Source organism: Pseudomonas sp. GW821-FHT12A04 (assembly GCF_058807755.1).
This window is the reverse complement of sequence record NZ_JBXAQZ010000003.1, coordinates 155,886-173,979: the sequence shown is the minus strand read 5'-3', so window position 1 is coordinate 173,979 and position 18,094 is coordinate 155,886. Positions and strand designations below refer to the sequence as shown.

16 protein-coding genes, 1 tRNA gene and 1 pseudogene are annotated in these 18,094 nt (G+C 58.3%); 10 read left to right on the top strand and 8 right to left on the bottom strand.

Annotated elements, in window-relative coordinates:
• Positions 1 to 109 precede the first annotated feature (109 nt).
• Together AC1RS8_RS06170 and AC1RS8_RS06165 are read left to right on the top strand one after the other, a co-directional pair.
• Positions 110 to 724, top strand: coding sequence for a DUF1989 domain-containing protein (locus AC1RS8_RS06170; RefSeq protein ID WP_079246752.1), 615 nt, complete (start codon positions 110 to 112; stop codon positions 722 to 724).
• Positions 725 to 810: 86 nt separating this feature from the next.
• Positions 811 to 1,752, top strand: a complete 942-nt coding sequence (locus AC1RS8_RS06165) for a LysR family transcriptional regulator (RefSeq protein ID WP_090455223.1) — start codon at positions 811 to 813, stop codon at positions 1,750 to 1,752.
• A gap of 28 nt (positions 1,753 to 1,780) precedes the next feature.
• Here the strand turns inward: AC1RS8_RS06165 and AC1RS8_RS06160 are convergent, their stop codons facing one another.
• Together AC1RS8_RS06160 and AC1RS8_RS06155 are read right to left on the bottom strand one after the other, a co-directional pair.
• Entirely contained in the window at positions 1,781 to 3,121 is a 1,341-nt protein-coding gene (locus AC1RS8_RS06160; protein WP_489338443.1) for an amidase family protein, read from the bottom strand.
• 33 nt (positions 3,122 to 3,154) lie between these two features.
• Complete coding sequence (locus AC1RS8_RS06155; RefSeq protein WP_057714838.1) at positions 3,155 to 3,823, bottom strand: FMN-dependent NADH-azoreductase; 669 nt, start codon at positions 3,821 to 3,823, stop codon at positions 3,155 to 3,157.
• Positions 3,824 to 4,145: 322 nt separating this feature from the next.
• Between AC1RS8_RS06155 and AC1RS8_RS06150 the strand changes: the two genes are divergently transcribed.
• The 3 genes from AC1RS8_RS06150 to AC1RS8_RS06140 all read left to right on the top strand — a co-directional run bounded on the left by AC1RS8_RS06150 (position 4,146) and on the right by AC1RS8_RS06140 (position 7,054).
• Entirely contained in the window at positions 4,146 to 5,576 is a 1,431-nt protein-coding gene (locus AC1RS8_RS06150; RefSeq protein ID WP_057714837.1) for a purine-cytosine permease family protein, read from the top strand.
• Positions 5,577 to 5,620: 44 nt separating this feature from the next.
• Positions 5,621 to 6,172, top strand: a complete 552-nt coding sequence (locus AC1RS8_RS06145) for a VOC family protein (RefSeq protein ID WP_057714836.1) — start codon at positions 5,621 to 5,623, stop codon at positions 6,170 to 6,172.
• A 75-nt stretch (positions 6,173 to 6,247) separates the two neighbouring features.
• Positions 6,248 to 7,054 carry a creatininase gene (locus tag AC1RS8_RS06140; protein WP_090455228.1) on the top strand — a complete coding sequence of 269 codons (807 nt, stop codon included), beginning with the start codon at positions 6,248 to 6,250 and terminating at the stop codon, positions 7,052 to 7,054.
• 250 nt (positions 7,055 to 7,304) lie between these two features.
• Here AC1RS8_RS06140 and AC1RS8_RS06135 read toward each other — a convergent pair.
• Positions 7,305 to 7,463, bottom strand: a pseudogene (locus AC1RS8_RS06135) (site-specific integrase); the annotation flags it as partial.
• Positions 7,464 to 7,675: 212 nt separating this feature from the next.
• Positions 7,676 to 8,185 carry a cupin domain-containing protein gene (locus AC1RS8_RS06130; RefSeq protein ID WP_489338514.1) on the bottom strand — a complete coding sequence of 170 codons (510 nt, stop codon included), beginning with the start codon at positions 8,183 to 8,185 and terminating at the stop codon, positions 7,676 to 7,678.
• 289 nt (positions 8,186 to 8,474) lie between these two features.
• Here AC1RS8_RS06130 and AC1RS8_RS06125 point away from each other — a divergent pair, with 289 nt between their 5' ends.
• Positions 8,475 to 9,542, top strand: a complete 1,068-nt coding sequence (locus AC1RS8_RS06125) for an alpha/beta fold hydrolase (RefSeq protein WP_090455232.1) — start codon at positions 8,475 to 8,477, stop codon at positions 9,540 to 9,542.
• Between the two features lie 110 nt (positions 9,543 to 9,652).
• The gene (locus AC1RS8_RS06120) at positions 9,653 to 11,143 is read left to right on the top strand and encodes a DUF1254 domain-containing protein (protein WP_489338515.1); all 1,491 of its coding nucleotides are present in this window, start codon (positions 9,653 to 9,655) and stop codon (positions 11,141 to 11,143) included.
• 343 nt (positions 11,144 to 11,486) lie between these two features.
• Here AC1RS8_RS06120 and AC1RS8_RS06115 read toward each other — a convergent pair whose 3' ends face one another.
• Positions 11,487 to 12,218 carry a hypothetical protein gene (locus AC1RS8_RS06115; RefSeq protein WP_489338516.1) on the bottom strand — a complete coding sequence of 244 codons (732 nt, stop codon included), beginning with the start codon at positions 12,216 to 12,218 and terminating at the stop codon, positions 11,487 to 11,489.
• 263 nt (positions 12,219 to 12,481) lie between these two features.
• Here AC1RS8_RS06115 and AC1RS8_RS06110 point away from each other — a divergent pair, with 263 nt between their 5' ends.
• The 3 genes from AC1RS8_RS06110 to AC1RS8_RS06100 all read left to right on the top strand — a co-directional run bounded on the left by AC1RS8_RS06110 (position 12,482) and on the right by AC1RS8_RS06100 (position 14,500).
• Positions 12,482 to 13,801 carry an OprD family porin gene (locus AC1RS8_RS06110; protein WP_489338517.1) on the top strand — a complete coding sequence of 440 codons (1,320 nt, stop codon included), beginning with the start codon at positions 12,482 to 12,484 and terminating at the stop codon, positions 13,799 to 13,801.
• 170 nt (positions 13,802 to 13,971) lie between these two features.
• A complete protein-coding gene (locus tag AC1RS8_RS06105) occupies positions 13,972 to 14,217 on the top strand; it encodes a type II toxin-antitoxin system ParD family antitoxin (protein WP_102670266.1) in 246 nt (81 codons plus the stop codon).
• A complete protein-coding gene (locus AC1RS8_RS06100) occupies positions 14,210 to 14,500 on the top strand; it encodes a type II toxin-antitoxin system RelE/ParE family toxin (protein WP_102670267.1) in 291 nt (96 codons plus the stop codon). Before AC1RS8_RS06105 ends, AC1RS8_RS06100 begins: the two co-directional genes overlap by 8 nt.
• Positions 14,501 to 14,619: 119 nt before the next feature.
• Here AC1RS8_RS06100 and AC1RS8_RS06095 read toward each other — a convergent pair.
• From AC1RS8_RS06095 to selA, 3 genes are all read right to left on the bottom strand, one after another.
• Positions 14,620 to 14,715 (bottom strand) — tRNA-Sec (locus AC1RS8_RS06095).
• A gap of 19 nt (positions 14,716 to 14,734) precedes the next feature.
• A complete protein-coding gene (gene selB, locus AC1RS8_RS06090) occupies positions 14,735 to 16,642 on the bottom strand; it encodes a selenocysteine-specific translation elongation factor (protein WP_489338518.1) in 1,908 nt (635 codons plus the stop codon).
• Positions 16,639 to 18,069: an L-seryl-tRNA(Sec) selenium transferase gene (selA, locus tag AC1RS8_RS06085; RefSeq protein ID WP_489338519.1), complete on the bottom strand. Its 1,431-nt coding sequence runs from the start codon at positions 18,067 to 18,069 to the stop codon at positions 16,639 to 16,641. Before selA ends, selB begins: the two co-directional genes overlap by 4 nt.
• Positions 18,070 to 18,094: the final 25 nt, after the last annotated feature.

The window sequence follows — 18,094 nt, the reverse complement described above, 5'->3', positions numbered from 1 at the left end:
TTATACCGAGGCCACTTTATATTATTGGTTTGAAGAGTTGTGCTGTGTTTTCCTTGAATTCAGATACCCGGTACGCCGGCCATCAGCCTGAAAAGAGGAGAACAAAGGCATGAACGCAGTGATGTCGATCCAACCCGGTAAACTGACCCGTCTGCCTGCACGACGGGGCGTAGCGATCCGGTTGAAACAGGGGCAATCCATCAAACTCATAAACACCCATGGCAAGCAGGTTGTGGACACTTGGGCCTTTAACCCGGCAGACCTCGCCGAAGCTATGTCGATGGAGCACAGCCGTGCGTTCTGGTTGAAGCTTAACCCAAGCGAGGGTGACAGCTTCCTCACCAACAAACGACAGAAAATCCTCACGCTCACCGAGGACACCACGCCCGGTGTGCACGACACGCTGGTCGCCGCGTGTGACCCGACCCGTTACGTGCAACTGGGGGTTGTCGGCCATCACGACAGTTGCAATGAAAACCTTTTTCTAGCCTTGGAAAACCTCGGCCTCAAGGTCCACGAAACACCTAGCCCCTTGAATCTCTTTATGAACGTTCCGGTTCATCAGGACGGATGCATCGAATTCGCCGCGCCAGTTAGTGAACCTGGGCAGTACGTCTGCCTTAAAGCTGAAATGGACGCTATTGTGGTCCTCTCTGCCTGTCCTCAGGACATTACGGCGGTTAATGGCATGCAGCCTCAGGATGTTCACTACAGCGTCAACTGATCTCAAAAAAACATGCTGGCGGGCGATGTCTGCCGGCGGGACACTGAACCCGTTGCCAGCACACAGTCAGGTGTCCGGAGAAAACCATGCGCAAAATCCCCCCACTCAATTCTGTGCGAGTGTTTGAGGCGGTAGCACGTCACCAGAGTTTTTCCGCGGCTGCCAATGAGCTTTCTGTCACGGTCGCGGCGGTAAGCCATCAGGTCCGACAACTGGAAGACGGGCTGGGGCAAAAGCTTCTGGAAAGGGGCCGTACGGTCACCCTCACGTCCGCCGGAAAAGCGATCTACCCGCTGTTACGAGACGGTTTTGACCAAATTGCCCAAGCGTTTGCCTTGATCGGTTCGCCAAAGGAGGGGGATGCCATTCAGTTGTCCACCACGCGCGCGTTCGCGGAGCGATGGTTGATGCCGCGACTGACGAAGTTCAACTCGATCTATCCAAACATAGTAGTGTCCATCCATGCCTCGGAGAAAGTCGTGGACCTGCGTTCCGAGACTGTCGATCTGGCGATTCGTTATGGCCCATTCGATGCCCATGCGATGGGGCCGGTGCTGTTCGAGGATCGATACATCGCGGTCGCGGACAAAAGTATCTGTCCGGCCAACCGTACTGCAACGATCAACGATTTTCATAATCGCTCGCTGCTGGCGTTCAAATGGAAGAATCAATCGCTCGAAGCGCCCTCGTGGTCAGCTTGGCTGGCTCAGGTGGAGCACGATTCATCGTGGGAATTTCGTATCTCCTGGTACAGCGAGGAAACCCTGGCGCTACATGCGGTTGAGCGCGGGATTGGGCCGCTGTTGTGCAGCAATGTATTGATTGACCATGAGCTTCGTTCTGGACAGATGCATCGACTGCAAGGTCCGAGTTTGCCTGGTTTCACCTACCACCTTATAGAAGACCACCACTGCAGTGCGCGCCGCAGCCTTTCGTTGTTCAGAAACTGGCTCCTGAGCGAAGCCAAATCATTCAGGGAAAATGCCCTGAATGATCTGGCAGGACAACCGTTGGCTGTCACTTCCTGAGTTAGCGCCATGGCGTGACTGATAGGCATTAGTCACAAAGGCGCGTTTCTATAGCCAGGCACGCACTGAGCAGTTGATCGTCGCGGCCTTGGGTCGTCGAAAATAAAGTCGACGTTGCAAGGCCAATGCTGTCCTTGCCGGACGGGATTGCCACACCCGGCATATCCAGCAGGCTGCCAATCATGGTGAGTGACAAGGTCTCGAGATTGACGCTCGCAAACAGTTCGTCGTCATTCGAAAGTGGCGCCATCGGCGGGGCGACGTGCTTGACCGTCGGCATGACCAGAATAGCGCCATCGAGCTCACGCTCCATGGCCGCCATCAGCTCCGTGCGCAGATGGCGGATCCTGGCTTCGCTCGCTGGATCGACCTCCTTGGCCGTGCGCAGACGATGGCGCACGCGCCTGTCCATCTGATGCCCCTGCGGACCTTCGACTATCGCTCCCAGCAGGCGCCAGGCTTCTATCGCACCCAGCCAGCCCTCGCGGGCAATGAGTTCTCTGGTGCGGGCAACCGCGAGAACCGGCCGACGCTCAACCTGTGCACCGGCTGCACGAAGCCGCTCCATCATCGAAACAAGGTTGTGCTGGACCACTGGCTGTAACGCCGGGTCAGACATCACACCGTCGTCGACCACAAAGCGAAGGCTTGAAAGGTTGGCAGCCTCGATGGCCACGTCTTTGAAGCCTCGCATCGCCGTATCCAGTGCAACGCAATCCGCCACGGTATGGGCGAAAGGGCCCAGGCTATCCAGCGTAATGGCGAGTGGGTGAAGGCCTTTCATGCTGTAACGACTCGTAGAAGCCTTGTACCCGACCAATCCATTGAATGCCGCCGGAATGCGGATCGAACCGGCAGTGTCGGTTCCGATGGCGCAGGTGACGATACCTCGTTGAACAGCGATGGCCGAGCCCGAGGAAGACCCGCCAGGAACGCGGCTCTCGCTGACCGCGACATCGCAGGTCGGTGTTCCGAAATGCGGATTCAGGCCAAGCCCGGAGTAAGCAAATTCCGTGAGGTTGGTTTTACCCAGCGGGATCATACCGAGTGCGGCGAGGGCTGCGATCACCTCCGCATCCTCGACCGCCATCGGAGCGTCGATCCGGGTGATGGAGCCGGCAGTTGTTCGACTACCGACGACATCCAGCAGATCCTTGACCGCATAGGGAATCCCGTCAAAAGGGCTCAAGGGAGCCCCTTGACGCCAACGCCTGGTTGACGCTTCCGCATCATTGAAAGCGCGCTGTTCAAGCACATCAATGAACACGTACGCCGAGTTTTTGATCGCCGCCAAGGCCGACTCGATCAACTTATCGGGTGTCGTCAGGCCTTGTCTCAATCGTTCAGCGGTTTGCATCATCGTGATCATGGTTTCTCCCATTTTGACGGCGGTACCTGGCAATCAGGCCGGCAAAAGCTGACGTTGGCGATCTTCAACCAACTGCCTGACCAGCACCGGAATTGCATCGAACGCATCGGCGATGGAGGCTTCGTGGCGGGCGTCGCCAAATTCCTGATAGTCGATGGAGATGACGTGGGTTTCGTTCACGCCCAGGTAGTGAGCACAGGTCTGGATGTGAGTGTCGAGGTGGTTCATCGCTTCGCGCACACCTCCCGGGCCAAATCCGAATTCACCCCGGGAAGATAAAATGACCAGCTTCTTGCCGTTCATGATCGGCTCCAGTGGGTAGTCGCCGCGGTCAAGATCAAAGGTGAAGGTCTTGCCAATGCGAATGACTTTGTCGAACCAGGACTTGAGGGCTGCCGGCATTCCGTAGTTGTACATCGGCGTACCCATGATGATGACGTCGGCGCGATCGATCTCATCGATCAACTCATCCGAGAGGCGGATCTCTTCGCGTTTTTCCGGCGTCATGTGCTCTTCGGGAGTAAAAACTGCGGCAATCCATGCCTCCGTCACGAACGGTGGAGGGTTGTGCCCAACGTCACGGACAATGACTTGCGTCTTGTCATCGCGATCAACCCAAGCCTCGACAAATGCCTGGGACAGTTTGCGGCTCAGGGAACGATCGGATCGTGCGCTAGCATCGATATGAAGAAGGGTGGTCATGTGGAACTTCCTTTGAACCTGAGGCGGAATTACCTCAATGGCTGCAACAAGTTGGCCACGACCATCGAGGGTGAGGCTATTGACATTAATTTGAGGTGCGTTAAATAAAACTCAATAAGCGATTTTTATTTGCGGGCGTGGATGTCAACTTCGATTTTTAAAAGGAGGATGGACTGACTGATCGCGGGTGCAATTGAGTAAAACTTAAGGCGGTAATTTTCCTAAAGGATCTTTTAGTTATTATCAATTACGTAAAAGAACAGACCTCGCTTTAATGGCTCGGGGCGATTCACGTGGTCGCCGGTCAGCGAGGAAAATAATAATGTCAACCCGTCGCAATTCTGAAAAAAGCGTAATCAACGAGGCCAATTATGATGCGCTGGGCATTGAGCCCGTGCCCGATAGCCATCGCACTTCAACGCCGCTGGACCAGTTCTGGATCTGGGCCGGGGCTAATGTCGCGCCTATAAACTGGGTGCTCGGTGCAATCGGTATCCAGCTGGGTTTGAGCCTGTGGGAAACCCTGCTGGTGATTGTCGTCGGCAACCTGTTGGGCGCGGCTCTGTTCGGCGGCATCTGCATCATGGGACACCGCACGGGCGTACCGCAAATGGTGCTTTCCCGGTTGGCGTTTGGCCGGCGCGGTGCCTACCTCCCCACCATCATGCAAGTGCTGATGCCTATGGGCTGGGTGGCCACCAACACCTGGATCGTTCTTGATCTTGCAGTGGCAGCCCTGGAAAAAATCGGTATCAGCGGTGGCATGGAACTCAAGTACGGGATCGCTTTGGCGGTCATGATTCTTCAGGTCGGCATTGCGGCATGGGGCTTTAACGCCATCAAGTGCTTCGAGCGCTACACCATGCCGGTGATTCTGTTGATCATGGTAGTAATGACCGTGCTGGCCTTCACCCATGTGGATATCCAGTGGCAGGCATCCACCACCGAGGGCTTCGGCAAGCTGTCGGCCATGAGCAGCCTGATGACGGCGATCGGGATCGGTTGGGGCATTTCATGGCTGGTATACGCCTCTGATTACACCCGCTTCACCCAGAGCAAACTGTCTGACGGCCAGGTGTTTCGGTCGACGTTCCTGGGCATGTTCCTGCCCACTGTATGGCTGGCCTTTCTGGGCGCTACCATTGCTTCCGCGGGCGGAGGTTCGGATCCTGCACAATTGATCATCGCGGTGTTCGGCACAATGGCGCTGCCGGTTCTGCTTGTGCTGTTGCATGGCCCGGTAGCCACCAACATCGTGGTCATTTATTCCGCAGCGCTGGCGACGTTGTCTCTGGATCTGCGTGTTCCACGCTGGGCGGTTTCGATGGTCTCGGGCGTGGTTGCGCTGTTCATGCTCTACCTGTTTCTGCAATCGGGCGAGTTTGTACATGCCTTTGAAAACCTGATGGTGTTCTTCGTGGTGTGGATCAGTCCTTGGGCTGGTATCACGCTGGTTGATTTTTTCCTGATTCGCCGTGGTCAGGTCGATTTGAAATCGCTGTATTGCCACCACTCCCAAAGTGCATGCGCTGATGTGAACTGGAGAGGCATATTTGCACTTGCAGTGGGAATACTTGCAGCCTGGTTATTTCAGGTCGGGACAATTAAATCACTGCAAGGCCCGCTCGCAATGGCATTGGGCGGAATTGATTTGTCCTGGCTGGCAGGATTTGGTGTGGGAGGGGGGATCTACTATTTATTGCATCGTTCACGGCGTACGGAAGTTGTCAGCTCTTCGGTGCTGGCTAAGTAAACTCATTGTGTTCAATCATTAAACGATTAAAAAGGAAACTGCGTATGTCCCATCTTGAACAAACTAATGTGCTGAAAGCATTGAATGCTGGAACCGAGGTTGATGCATTCCTGGGTAATGTTGTGGAGATTGCGATCGTTACGCGTGATCACAAGCGCACAATGGATGGCTTGCTCAAGCTGGGGATCGGCCCGTGGCGGGTGTACACCTTCAGCCCGGAAAACACTGAAAACCAGACTTACCATGGCGAACCGGCCGAGTTTGTTCTTAAAGTCTGCTTCGCACAGTCCGGCAACATGGTCTGGGAGTTGATGGAGCCGGTCTCCGGTCCGACCATCTTTGCCGACTTCCTGGAGAAACATGGCGAAGGCATCCAGCACGTTGCCTACGACTGCAACAACATTCCGTTTGAGGATCGCATTACGGAGCTGACGCGACGCGGCTTCAAATGCGTGCAGTCCGGGTCATGGATGGGAGTGAATCATTTCGCGTTCTTCGGCACCGAGGCCGATACCACCACCGTATTTGAAACCTATGCATTTCCTTCGGACTGGGACTACCCGGAGCCCGAAGCGTGGTACCCGGCGCAAGCGTAAGACAACGCGCAAACGTCTTGGCGCCGATCTGGTGCCGGGGCGTTCGCTATGACCAATCGAAATGGGAGTGCAGCCATGAACAACGTAAGGATGGATAACATCAGTTGGGTCGACTATGAGCACCGCGTGCAATCGGGCTCGGTGGTCTTCCTGCCTATCGGTGCGACCGAACAGCACGGGCCTCATTTGCCTTTGGGCACCGATGCTTTGCTGGCCAGTGCGATCAGTGAAGATGTCGCCAGGGAAATCGACGGCATCGTCGCCCCAGCGCTTTCCTACGGCTATAAATCTCAGCCGAAATGTGGAGGAGGGCAGCACTTCTGCGGAACAACCAGCGTGGATGGGGCCACGCTGATCGCCATGGTAAGGGATGCCGTACGCGAGTTTCATCGTCATGGCGTGACGCGCCTGGTGCTGGTGATCGGTCATTACGAAAACCAGTGGTTTGTCACTGAGGGTATTGAACTGGCCATGCGCGATATCGGTCCGAATGCCGGACTGGAGGTCATGCGCCTCGAACACTGGGAGTTCGTGAAATCACAGACGCTCGACAGAATCTTTCCGGACGGTTTTCCGGGGATTGCGCTGGAACATGCAGCGGTCATCGAAACATCGATGATGCTGCATTACTACCCGCAGTTGGTATTCCTTGACCAAATTCCTGATCACGGACCGGCGCAGTTCCCGGTTTACGACATGTACCCCGCGCGGACTGAATGGGTGCCAGCCAGTGGGGTACTGTCGTCTGCGCTGGACTCAAGCGCGGACAAAGGACGGTGGCTGGTGGATGATGTGATCAGTGGAATCGCCAAGGCGGTACGATTCGAGTTCGGGCTTGATTCGATTCAGGGCCAGGCGACTTTCAATGTCGCGACACCTTGATGCAATCGAGAAATCAACTGACGGGTACGACCTTGCAATTGATTGTTCAAGAGCCAGGTTTTTGGAAAGGCTCCAGCGCGACTGGTCGCGAGAGTCGGCCTTTTCTGGCTTATGGACGGCTTGGAATACTTCCACGGTTTCAACGCCGATAAGGCCACGCAGGCAGGACCAAGGAACCTCAAATAGCTGATAAGTGATGAAGGTGCTCGCGAATGCAGCCGCTATTCGGCAACGTCTGCAAATACAGCCTCGATCGCAGATGTGCCGCCGCAGTGTTGTAAGCGCGGTATCTGAGCTTGAGTTGAACGTAGATGAACGGGACAAGCATGGGCAATGGCGCCGCATCTCCGGTCTGCACGAGCAGCGGTACACGCTGACCGGAAGAGTAACGGCACTGAATCAGCTTCATCGGCAGCCACCTCATTCAATGTCTCACCATGAACACGAAGTACATGGCCCGTTGAGAGCGTGGACGTCAGAAGCAGGTTTGTCGAATCAGTGGCTTAGGCAGCTCATGAACATCTATGACATGACCTGTCGTTTAACATAATATACATTACACGTAATACGATATGGCCAGATTGGCCCAGACTCACACAGATCTTGAAGCAAGGAACCACCTCATCCTCGCGTCAGCCTTTCGATCAACGCCCAATGCTCAGGAAACTGCTGACCGAGCTTTTGCCGGTCACCCATTTCCATATCTGCGAAATCAAAGCCTGGCGTAACCGCTTCACTGATCAAGCCGAATCCTGCTGCGCCGTGCATCACCTGCGAAGCTTTCCAGATGCCACCGGGCACATGCAGTTGCAAGCATTGTCCGGCGAGAACGTCGTGACCCATCACAATGGTTTTCAATGTGCCGTCCGGAAAAATCAGCGTGTACTGAATCGGATCGCCCAGATGATAGTAATGAACGATGTCTGACCGGTTCAGATGGAAATGACCTATTGGAGCGTCCTGGGTCAGCAGATAGAAAATCGACGTCATGCAATGCCGTTGGCCAGCGGACGTCAGAATCATGTCCTGGTCGTCCGACTGGTAGGTTCTGCGAAAGAAACCACCTTCGATATGGGGCTCAAGGGCCAGGGTTTTGATCAGCTCTGCAATTTTCGTGGTGCTTGGACTCATTTTGTCTCCCTGCCTTTAAATCGCAACTTTATTGGCATAATCGAAGCATTTGCCAACATAACTCGACTAAATAGTGCTTTAGTCGAGTTAGTCTTCATACTGATCCTGCCCCCCTCCAGTGTCTGACCTGTTGTGTATCACAGTGTATCGGCGTGACACCTCGATACACAGACTTTCATCCGGCCTGCAATTGGACACAGGCCAGATACGTTGTCGCGCTTGAATGCTCGTAAGGTTTGAAGGGGTTCGGACGGAACCCCTGACCCACGGCTGGTAATGGAGACATCCCATGAAGATGGCACTGCGCAACAGCAAATCCGGCAAGACTCGCCGCCACCTGGTCGGTCCTTCGATTCTCGCGCTGACGCTGTTCGGTGTGCTCGGTGCGGCCCACGCGCAAACGGCCGCCACCGCGCAGCCAGCCGTGGCCCCTGCCGGTACCACCCAGGCGGCGCCCTCGCCCTTCGGCCCGCTCAAGCATGTCAACGCCGGGCTGCTGGACGTGGCGTACGCAGAAACAGGCCCGGCCAACGGGCCGGTGGTGATCCTGCTGCACGGCTGGCCGTACGACATTCATAGCTATGATGAGGTTGCGCCGTTGCTGGCCGCCAAGGGTTATCGGGTGCTGATGCCCTATGCCCGGGGTTATGGCGATACGCATTTCCTGTCCGACAAAACCCTGCGCAATGGCCAACCGGCTGCACTGGCCAGTGATGTCATCGACTTCATGGATGCCCTGAAGATCAAGCAAGCGGTGCTCGGTGGCTACGACTGGGGTGCGCGTTCGGCCGGCATTGTCTCGGCACTGTGGCCGGAACGGGTCAAGGCGTTGGTCTCGGTCAGCGGTTATCTGATCGGCAACCAGGCGGCCGGCAAGAACCCGCTGCCACCCAAGGCGGAATTGCAGTGGTGGTATCAGTTCTACTTCGCCACTGACCGTGGTCGCGCCGGTTACGAGAAGAACACCCATGACTTCGCCAAGCTGATCTGGCAACTGGCCTCGCCGAAATGGGCGTTCGATGACGCCACCTTCGACCGCAGTGCCAAGGCGCTGGACAACCCCGACCATGTCGACATCACTGTGTTCAACTACCGCTGGCGCCTGGGCCTGGTCCAGGGCGAAAGTCGGTACGAAGCGTTGGAGCAGAAACTGGCCACGGCGCCGTCCATCAGCGTGCCGACCATCACCCTTGAAGGCGATGCCAACGGCGCACCGCACCCGGCGCCTGAAGACTATGCCAAGCGCTTCACCGGCAAATACGAGTTCCGGTTGATCAATGGTGGCATCGGCCACAATCTGCCGCAGGAAGATCCGCAGGCGTTCGCCAAGGCGGTGATTGATGCCGATCATCTTTAAGGTCGATCTGAGGCCCTCGCGCCTGCGCTGAACAGCACCGGGGTAAAGGATGAGCTATCTTGAGAGCGAATCACCTGCATTCGGTGACTGCCGACAAGTAAGGACGCTTCATGAATCGTTTACCCCGGTGCCATGCCCTCCTCGCCTTGACTTTCGCCAGTACGGTCACAGCCGCAGCCCTGTTGAGTGCGCCGGGTTACGCAGCGCAAGCCACTGTTGCCGCTCCGGTCACGAGCCCTGTCTCAGGCCCTGTCGCCGGCACCAAAGTAACCGAACCGTATGTGCGCATGATGGCGCGCGAGGCGTATTTCTGGGCTTGGCCGATGGCCAACATCTTCAATCGTCGCCAGGCCTTCAAGAACTTGCCGGAACCCGGCTTGATGGGCGGCATCGTACCCGTGGCCCCGATCAATCGGCTGTCGATGCTCAGCGACTACATCGACCCGGCCGAGCGGCTGGTGGCCTGTCCGAACCAGGACGTGGTGTACGGCGCCGGCAGCATCGCCCTGGACATTGAGCCGGTGGTGCTGCAAGTGCCGGACTTCGACGGCCGATTCTGGGTGTATCAGGTGGTGGACCTGCGTTCGGACAGCTTCGTCGAGATGGGCAAAATGTATAACACCCAACCGGGTTTCTACCTGTTGGTCGGCCCGGACTGGAACGGCAAGGTGCCGCCCGGCATCAAGCGGGTGTACCGGGCGCGTACGAACACCGGGTTCGTGATCCCACGGGTATTCCAGGACGACACCGCCGCCGATCGTCAGGCCGTGCAGCCGGCTTTGTCGGGCATCGACATGTACCCGCTGTCGCAATACGACGGCAAGATGAAGAAGCGCAACTGGGCCAAGCTGCCGAAATTCCCGGCCCAGGCTTCTGAAGGCAATGCCGAAACCAGGTGGGTGGTGCCGGAGAAGTTCTTCGATGAACTGCCGCTCCTGCTCAAGGACGCCAAGCCATTGCCGGGGGAAGAAGCCCGCTACGCGCAAATGGCCGCCCTCGCGGCCATCGCCAAGGCCGACCCGCAACTTCGCGCTGCGATGATCGACGAGGCGAAAAAGGCCGACAGCGAAGTGATCGACCCGCTGTTGCAGTTCCGCAACTACGGTCTGCAATTGCCCAATCACTGGAGCACCGTGAGCAACGGTGCAGCGTTCGGCACCGACTATTTCACCCGTACCGCCGTCGCGCGTTCGAACATATTCGTGAACCAGCAGAAAGAGACCAAATACTTCTACCAGGACCTGGATGAGAACGGCCTGCGCCTCAACGGCCGGTACGGCTACAGCGTCACATTCGCCAAAGGCAAGCTGCCGCCAGTCAGGGGGTTCTGGTCGCTGACGCTGTACAACGAACAGCACTTCTTCTCGCCGAACGAGCTCAAGCGTTACTCCATCGGCACCAAGAACAAATCCCTGCAAACCAATCCTGACGGCTCGCTGACCATTTACGTGCAAAGTGAATCACCGGGCAAGGACAAGGAAAGCAACTGGCTGCCCTCGCCCAAAGGTGCCGAATTCTCGCTGTACATCCGCGCCTACTGGCCGCAAGCCGATGTCCTCGACGGCGACTGGACCCCACCGGCGGTGGTGAAAACCAAATGAACAGGATCTGAAAAAATGAGCGCCCTGGTGGCGCTCATTTCATTTTGGCGACATGGAAACTCCAGGGCCCAGTGCGAGCTTGCTCGCGATGGTGGAGTGTCAGCCGGCATCAATGCTGGATGTGCCGGCCTTATCGCGAGCAAGCTCGCTCCCACAGGTTTCAGTGACGCCCACTAATGCTTGTCACACCACAAAACAAGGTGGGAGCGAGCTTGCTCGCGATGGCGGAGTGTCAGCCGGCATCAATGCTGGATGTGCCGGCCTCATCGCGAGCAAGCTCGCTCCCACAGGACGCGACGGCTAGCTTCGCGCTCCGCCCGGTTACGCCAAGACACGATTTTTGCTACGAGTAATGGATTTCACTCAAGTCGATCGACACCAGCAACGCCTCCTTGTTGACCTGCCCATCGATCTTGCGTCGATAGGCTAGCCGCTTGCCCGGCATGCGCAATCCGTCGGCTTCAACGTAGTCACCAACCAGTTGGGCAGCAGGCATGCCGCCGCTCACATCGACGTTGTAGTCGTGGCGGCGCAGCAGAAAGTCATCGCCGAAATAGAAGTCCTGGATGGCGCTGTGGGTTGCGATGCTGTCGGGAAAGTGCACCCGCAAATGCCGCCAGAGTTCGGCCCCCTCTTGCAGGGGCTCGATTTCCTCGCAGGTTACGCCCGGCAAGGTGAACAGGAAGGGCATGGTCAGGTAGGACCACATCGCATAGCCGTTGAAGTAGGCCCGGTGCAACGGGTCCCACGCCGTGTGTTCCCCATGGCCCTTGAAGGATGCCCGGGGCGCATGGCGCTCGGCAATCACCTTGCCCGCGGTATTCTCGATGGCGATTCGGTTCGGCGTATAGGCCGTGAATTGCTCCGGTGCGCCGAAGGGTTTCACCGAGGCTCTTTGTTCATGCAGCCACGCGGTCATCTGGCGTGGAGCGCTGTCCTGGGTCAACCCTTTCATGCCCCAGAGCGAGCCGCCGGTGACGATCGTGGCGCAGACCTTATTGAAACTGTTCCAGCGCACCAGGCCGCCATGGGCGGCAAGCACCTGGTCCAGCAGTTCTCGATCCTGTGCAGACATGATTGCGTCCCCTCCTCGGCCGGCAGCGCTTGCCTCATTACCAGAATAATCGATAGCCGGCCGCTTGCAGGGCCGTGCCGATGGACAGCCCAATTGGGGTTCTAGCGCACTTTGCGCACCAGGCATCAAAGACAGCACACCGATTCAATATTCCCGACCCGATCTACGTAACCATGACCACCTCACTCCCCCCCGTAAGGACAGTGTCATGGCCATTGCAAAGGCAGAACCTGGCATAACCCTGCCCCTTTGGTGATCCATTGATGATCCTTTCCCTGCAAGACTTCAGGGCGCCTATTGCCCTGTTTTTCTGCCTGCTGGCCAACCACGCACCGGCCGAGGAATCGGCGCAAGGCGCAGAAGGATTTTTCGAGGGCTCGACCCTTGGCGTGCTCAGTCGAAACTTTTATCTGAACAGCGACTATCGATCCCCCTCACCGACCGGAAAAAACTACAAAGCCGAATGGGCTCAAGGTTTTATCAGCGCTTTTGAATCCGGTTTCACGCCGGGCACAGTTGGTTTCGGTCTCGATGCCCATGCCTTTGCTGGATTGAAACTCGACGGTGGCAAAGGCCATTCCGGAACCGGTCTGCTGCCCGTGGGCAGTGACGGTCGTAGCGAAAGCAATTACTCCAGCGGTGGCGGCGCGATCAAGCTCAAGGCATCGAACACCACCCTGGCGTTTGGCGAAATGGAGGTCGAATCCCCTGTGTTCGATACCGCGGACAAACGCCTGCAGCCGGAGTACGCCACAGGTTTTCTGCTCAACAACCGCGAAATCGACGGCATGAACCTGCAAGCCGGTCACTTCACGGCATTCAAGAATCAGGACAGTGCTTCAGGCAAGGGCAACTTTTTCGGTTATGGCGCCAATACCGAGGCCGGCGGCATTTCGTTTGTCGGCGCCGATCTGTTTACCCAAAGCCCGGTTGGCGGCGCCCTTTATGCCTCGGATCTGACGGACACCTGGCATCAGTACTACGGCAACCTGCACTTCAAGCAGTCCGGGGTGTTCCTCGACGCCAACCTCTATCACACCAGGGACACTGGTCAGGCGCTGGCCGGTGCCATCGACAACACGGCGTACAGCCTGTCCGGTAAATACGCGCTGGGCGCCCATGGTTTCACCCTGGCCTATCAGAAAGTCGACGGTGATACGCCATTCGATTTCGTCGGTGGCGATTCCATCTACCTGGCCAACTCGATCAAGTACGCCGACTTCAACGGCGCCCACGAACGCTCCTGGCAGGTTCGTTATGACCTGGACCTGACTGCCTTCGGGATACCCGGCCTGAAGTTCATGACCCGCTACGTCACCGGCGACCAGATCGACGGCACCCATGCACCACAAGGCGGGGCCTACAACCCGTTCGACCCGGTGACCGGCACCTACGTGCCGCAACAAGGGGATGGCGGCAAGCATTGGGAGCGGGACATTGATTTGAAGTACATCGTCCAAACGGGGGCGGCGAAGGACCTGTCGGTACAGGTGTCACACGTTTCGCATCGGGCCAATGAGGCGCAGGCGGGTGATGACATAGACCGGATATATGTAGTGATTGAGTACCCGCTGGAGTTCTGAGCAAACCACGCGGCAATGTTTGGAATGTATTCAATTGTTGGAGCGGGCTTGCCGCAAATCTGCAAATTCTGTTCGGATTGGAAGGTTAGCAATAGTGGCCAGGCTGCTCGAATCCGCACCAATAGTATGATAGCTTGCACGCAGTCGACCATCTCCGTGGAGGCCCATTCATGGGAACCGTACGAAAAACCATCACCGTGACTGACCAGCAAGACAACTGGATCAAAGCGCAGATAGAAGCGGGCCATTACACCAACGACAGCGAATACATTCGCGATCTGATCCGTCGTGAACAGGAGCGCAGCGCTGAACTCGAAACGATCCGTTCCGCCCTTCGGGAAGGTGAATCCAGCGGAAAGCCTCGCCCATTCGATCCTGTTGCATTCAAACAGAGAATGTTAACCGCGCATGGCTGAATATCGTCTGACGCCTGCCGCAGAGGGTGACCTTGAGGCAATCTGGAGTTATACCGCTCGCCAGTGGGGTCTGGATCAGGCCAATCGCTACATTGATATCCTTACCTCAGCATTTGCGCAATTGGCCGAGCACCCGAAAAAGGCGCCGGCCTGCGACGCTATCCGTCCTGGTTATCGGCGCTGTAGTGTGGAGCGGCACATGATCTATTTTCGAATCACTGCGTACGGTATTGCGATCATCAGGATCCTTCATGATCGGATGGAAGCGCAGCGCAATCTCTGACGATCCATTTTCCAACCCCCGTGTAAAAACTGGACGAATGTGTTGCTTCGACCAACTGCCATCGCGAGCAGACTCGCTCCCACAGGGGATTCGGTTGAGTCAGAACGTGTGGGGTTGATTGGCGGAAGGCAGCCGGAGTCGAACCTGCCCGGGAACGGATGCCGTCCCCAACCGGGTTTGAAGCCCGGCCGCGCCACCGGGCGCGATTGCCTTCCTTGAATTATTGCCTCTGAATCAAAGCTCATTTCGCTGGGCCAGCGCACTGTCCAGGCGAATCTGCCGACGATCGCCAAAGCGCCGGGTCAGGCCGACACGGTCAAAATACTCCAGTATCTGAATGCTGCGCTTGCGCCCCAGGCCCACCGCATCACGAAACGCCGTCACCTGAATCACCGGGTTGGCGTCCGCCAGTTGCAACAGCATAGCCGCCAATCGGCGAATCATGCTGTCGGTGTAAAACAGGTCGCGTACCACCTGGTGCATCAAGCCCAGGCGCGCCATTTTGCGCAGCAATGCACGGACGGTTGCTTCGTCATGTCCCAGGTTGCGCACCCAGGGCGGGTCGAATCCGGCCTGTTCGAATAGCGGCTGCAATTGTAGCCACAGGGTTTCGTCCTCTTCGCTCAAGCGCACCTGATGTTCGGGCAGGTGCAACCACGGGCCGCTGCTGGCGATGTCGCCGCTGGCCAACAACTCGTCGAGCAGTCTGATAAACGTTGGGCGATCCAGCGTGCTGCCGGTGAATCGACGCAGGCGATCCCGGTCCGGCCCCATCTGATCCGGTTCCAGTTGATGGAAATGCGCGAGCTGATCCACTAAGGGCGCTTTCAACGATTCCCAGCGACTTGCACTGAACAGCAATGGGCCTTGACGGGTATCGATCAGGCGCACATCAGCGGGCAACACCCAACTGCTGCGCGGTCGGTTGAACTGCCGCTCCAGGCGCTGCGGATCGAGTCCGGTGTCGCTGTGGGCCAGCAACGCCGGCAAAACATCTTCCAGCCCGGCACTGTTCGCCAGCGCACTCAGTTGCGCCAGACGTTCGGGGCTGCGGCGTTGCCGATCCGGGGCAAACGGATCGAGCACCCGGCCGCCACCCAGGGTTCGTTGGGCACTCTGGTCACGCAGGATCAGCGGATCCCCCTTCACTGCATGCACCGCTGTGTTGAGCAGCAGTTGCGCAAACATCCGTCCACCGGGCGCCAGGCTGGTGCCTTCCAGCAAGGCGACGCGCCCGGTCACGTCCTGGGTGCCGAGGTGCACGTGCACCGGTTGAAAGTGTTCGAAAGCCCGGGGTTCGCCGGCCAGCAGTTGCATGTCGATGTCCAGGCGCCGGGTGGGCGCATACAGGCCTTCGGCGAGCAACCAGTGGCCGCGATGGATGTGTTCCAGGGCCAGCCGTTCGGCACTCAGGTTCAAGGCCACGCGCTGGCCGGCGAAAGCGTGGTCGGCGGCCTGGTTTTGCGCGTGCAGGCCGCGAATGCGCACCGGTTTGCCCTGTGGTCCCAACAGCAGGGTATCGCCCACCGCGACCTGGCCGGACAGTGCCGTGCCGGTCACCACGATACCGGCCCCGGCCACGCTGAAAGCCCGATCGATCGCCAGGCGAAAACCGCCTTCAGTGCTGCGCTGCTGTACTTCACGCTGGGCTTGCAGCAATTGTTGGCGCAGGGTTTCGATGCCCTCGCCGGTCACGCTCGACAGCGCAATCAGCGGCGCATCGGCATACGCTCCGGGCGCCAGCAAGGTACGGACCTGCTCACGCACGATCTGTACCCGGGCACTGTCGACCCGGTCGCACTTACTGATCGCCACCAGTGCCCGGGGGATGCCCAGCAACTGGACAATCGCCAGGTGCTCGCGGGTCTGCGGCATCACCCCGTCATCGGCGGCCACCACCAGCAACACCAGATCGATGCCCTGCGCTCCGGCCAGCATGTTGTGGGTGAAGCGCTCATGGCCGGGAACGTCGATGAACCCGGTCAGCTGCGCATCCGCCTCCAGCTCGGCATACAGGTAGCCAAGGTCGATGGTCATGCCGCGCTCACGCTCTTCGCGGCGCCGGTCACCCGCCTGACCGGTCAGCGCCTGGAGCAGCGCTGTCTTGCCATGGTCGATATGCCCTGCGGTGCCGACAATCACCCTGCCCGGCCCTCCACGTGTAATTGTTCGAGTTGCGCCAGCCATGCCGGCTCGTCGTCCAGTTGCCGCAGGTCCAGCCACAGGGCGTCATCGTCGATGCGCCCCAGGACCGCAATCGGCAAGTCGCGAAAGGCTTCTTCCAGCGTCAACAACGAGCGCCCGCGCAAGCGCTTGGACGTCAGCGGGCGCAGACACAGCGCTGCGCTGGCCAGCCTCGCCACCGGTTGGCTGCCGCTGCCGATCATGCCCAGTGCCGGCATGGCACTGACGCTCCAGCCGTCACCCAGCACTTGGGCAAGCGCCGGCCGCAAACGCTCGGCCTGGGCGAGAATCTCGGCCTGTGGCCGGGTCAACAGGCGCAGGCTCGGCAAACGCTCGGCCAGTCGGTCCGGGTTTCGGTACAAACCCAGCACCGCTTCCAGGGCGGCCAGGGTCATTTTGTCGACCCGCAGTGCTCGCTTGAGCGGATTTTTCTTGATCCTGGCGATCAGTTCCTTGCGGCCGACAATCAACCCGGCCTGTGGTCCGCCGAGCAGTTTGTCGCCACTGAAGGTGACGATGTCCGCGCCATCGAGCAGGGCCTGACGCACCGTCGGCTCTGCCGGCAAACCCCAGCGGGTCAAGTCCAGCAGACTGCCGCTGCCGAGATCTTCGAGCAATGGCAGTCCATGTTGGTGGGCAATTTGCGCCAGTTCAGCCGTCGCCACACTCGTGGTGAAGCCTTGAATGCTGTAGTTGCTTGCATGCACGCGCATGATCAAGCCGCTGCGCGGGCCGATGGCAGTCTCGTAGTCGCGGGCATGGGTGCGGTTGGTGGTGCCGACTTCAACCAGCTTCACCCCGGCGCGGGCCATGATGTCGGGAATGCGGAAGGCACCGCCGATTTCAATGAGTTCGCCCCGGGAGATAATCCCTTCCTTGCGCGCGCCCAGGCTGTTGAGGGTCAAGAGCACCGCTGCGGCATTGTTGTTGACCACGGTCACCGCTTCGGCGCCGGTCAATTCGCGGATCAAGCCTTCGATCAGGTCGTCGCGATCTCCGCGCTTGCCGCTGCGCAGGTCGAACTCGAGGTTGAGTGGATAGCGCGCGGCCATTTGCACCGCTTCAATCGCTTCCTTGGGCAACAACGCCCGGCCGAGATTGGTATGCAAGACCGTGCCGGTGAGGTTGAACACCCGACGCACATGGCTGCGATGCTCGGTTGCCAATCGCTCGCCGACCCTGCCCGCCAGCACGTCGGCGCTGACTTCCACAGGTTCGAGCAAACCCTGCCGTACGCCTTCGCGCAGTTCCTCCAGCAATAGCCGCAAGGCACCCAGCAAGGCGTCGCGTCCATAGCGCTCGGCCAACGGCCGGCACGCGGGGTGACGCAACAAACTGTCGATGGAAGGTAGACGCAGGGGTTGGCTGGCACTGCGTGCAGACATCTGGCGCTCCTGAAAACGAATGGCC

Coding starts and splice junctions, on each gene's coding strand:
- AC1RS8_RS06110 (WP_489338517.1), top strand. CDS start 12,482: ATGATCCTTTCCCTGCAAGACTTCAGGGCGCCTATTGCCCTGTTTTTC.
- AC1RS8_RS06170 (WP_079246752.1), top strand. CDS start 110: ATGAACGCAGTGATGTCGATCCAACCCGGTAAACTGACCCGTCTGCCT.
- AC1RS8_RS06145 (WP_057714836.1), top strand. CDS start 5,621: ATGTCCCATCTTGAACAAACTAATGTGCTGAAAGCATTGAATGCTGGA.
- selA (WP_489338519.1), bottom strand. CDS start 18,069: ATGTCTGCACGCAGTGCCAGCCAACCCCTGCGTCTACCTTCCATCGAC.
- AC1RS8_RS06155 (WP_057714838.1), bottom strand. CDS start 3,823: ATGACCACCCTTCTTCATATCGATGCTAGCGCACGATCCGATCGTTCC.
- AC1RS8_RS06150 (WP_057714837.1), top strand. CDS start 4,146: ATGTCAACCCGTCGCAATTCTGAAAAAAGCGTAATCAACGAGGCCAAT.
- AC1RS8_RS06115 (WP_489338516.1), bottom strand. CDS start 12,218: ATGTCTGCACAGGATCGAGAACTGCTGGACCAGGTGCTTGCCGCCCAT.
- AC1RS8_RS06160 (WP_489338443.1), bottom strand. CDS start 3,121: ATGATCACGATGATGCAAACCGCTGAACGATTGAGACAAGGCCTGACG.
- AC1RS8_RS06100 (WP_102670267.1), top strand. CDS start 14,210: ATGGCTGAATATCGTCTGACGCCTGCCGCAGAGGGTGACCTTGAGGCA.
- AC1RS8_RS06120 (WP_489338515.1), top strand. CDS start 9,653: ATGAATCGTTTACCCCGGTGCCATGCCCTCCTCGCCTTGACTTTCGCC.
- AC1RS8_RS06140 (WP_090455228.1), top strand. CDS start 6,248: ATGAACAACGTAAGGATGGATAACATCAGTTGGGTCGACTATGAGCAC.
- AC1RS8_RS06105 (WP_102670266.1), top strand. CDS start 13,972: ATGGGAACCGTACGAAAAACCATCACCGTGACTGACCAGCAAGACAAC.
- AC1RS8_RS06125 (WP_090455232.1), top strand. CDS start 8,475: ATGAAGATGGCACTGCGCAACAGCAAATCCGGCAAGACTCGCCGCCAC.
- AC1RS8_RS06165 (WP_090455223.1), top strand. CDS start 811: ATGCGCAAAATCCCCCCACTCAATTCTGTGCGAGTGTTTGAGGCGGTA.
- AC1RS8_RS06130 (WP_489338514.1), bottom strand. CDS start 8,185: ATGAGTCCAAGCACCACGAAAATTGCAGAGCTGATCAAAACCCTGGCC.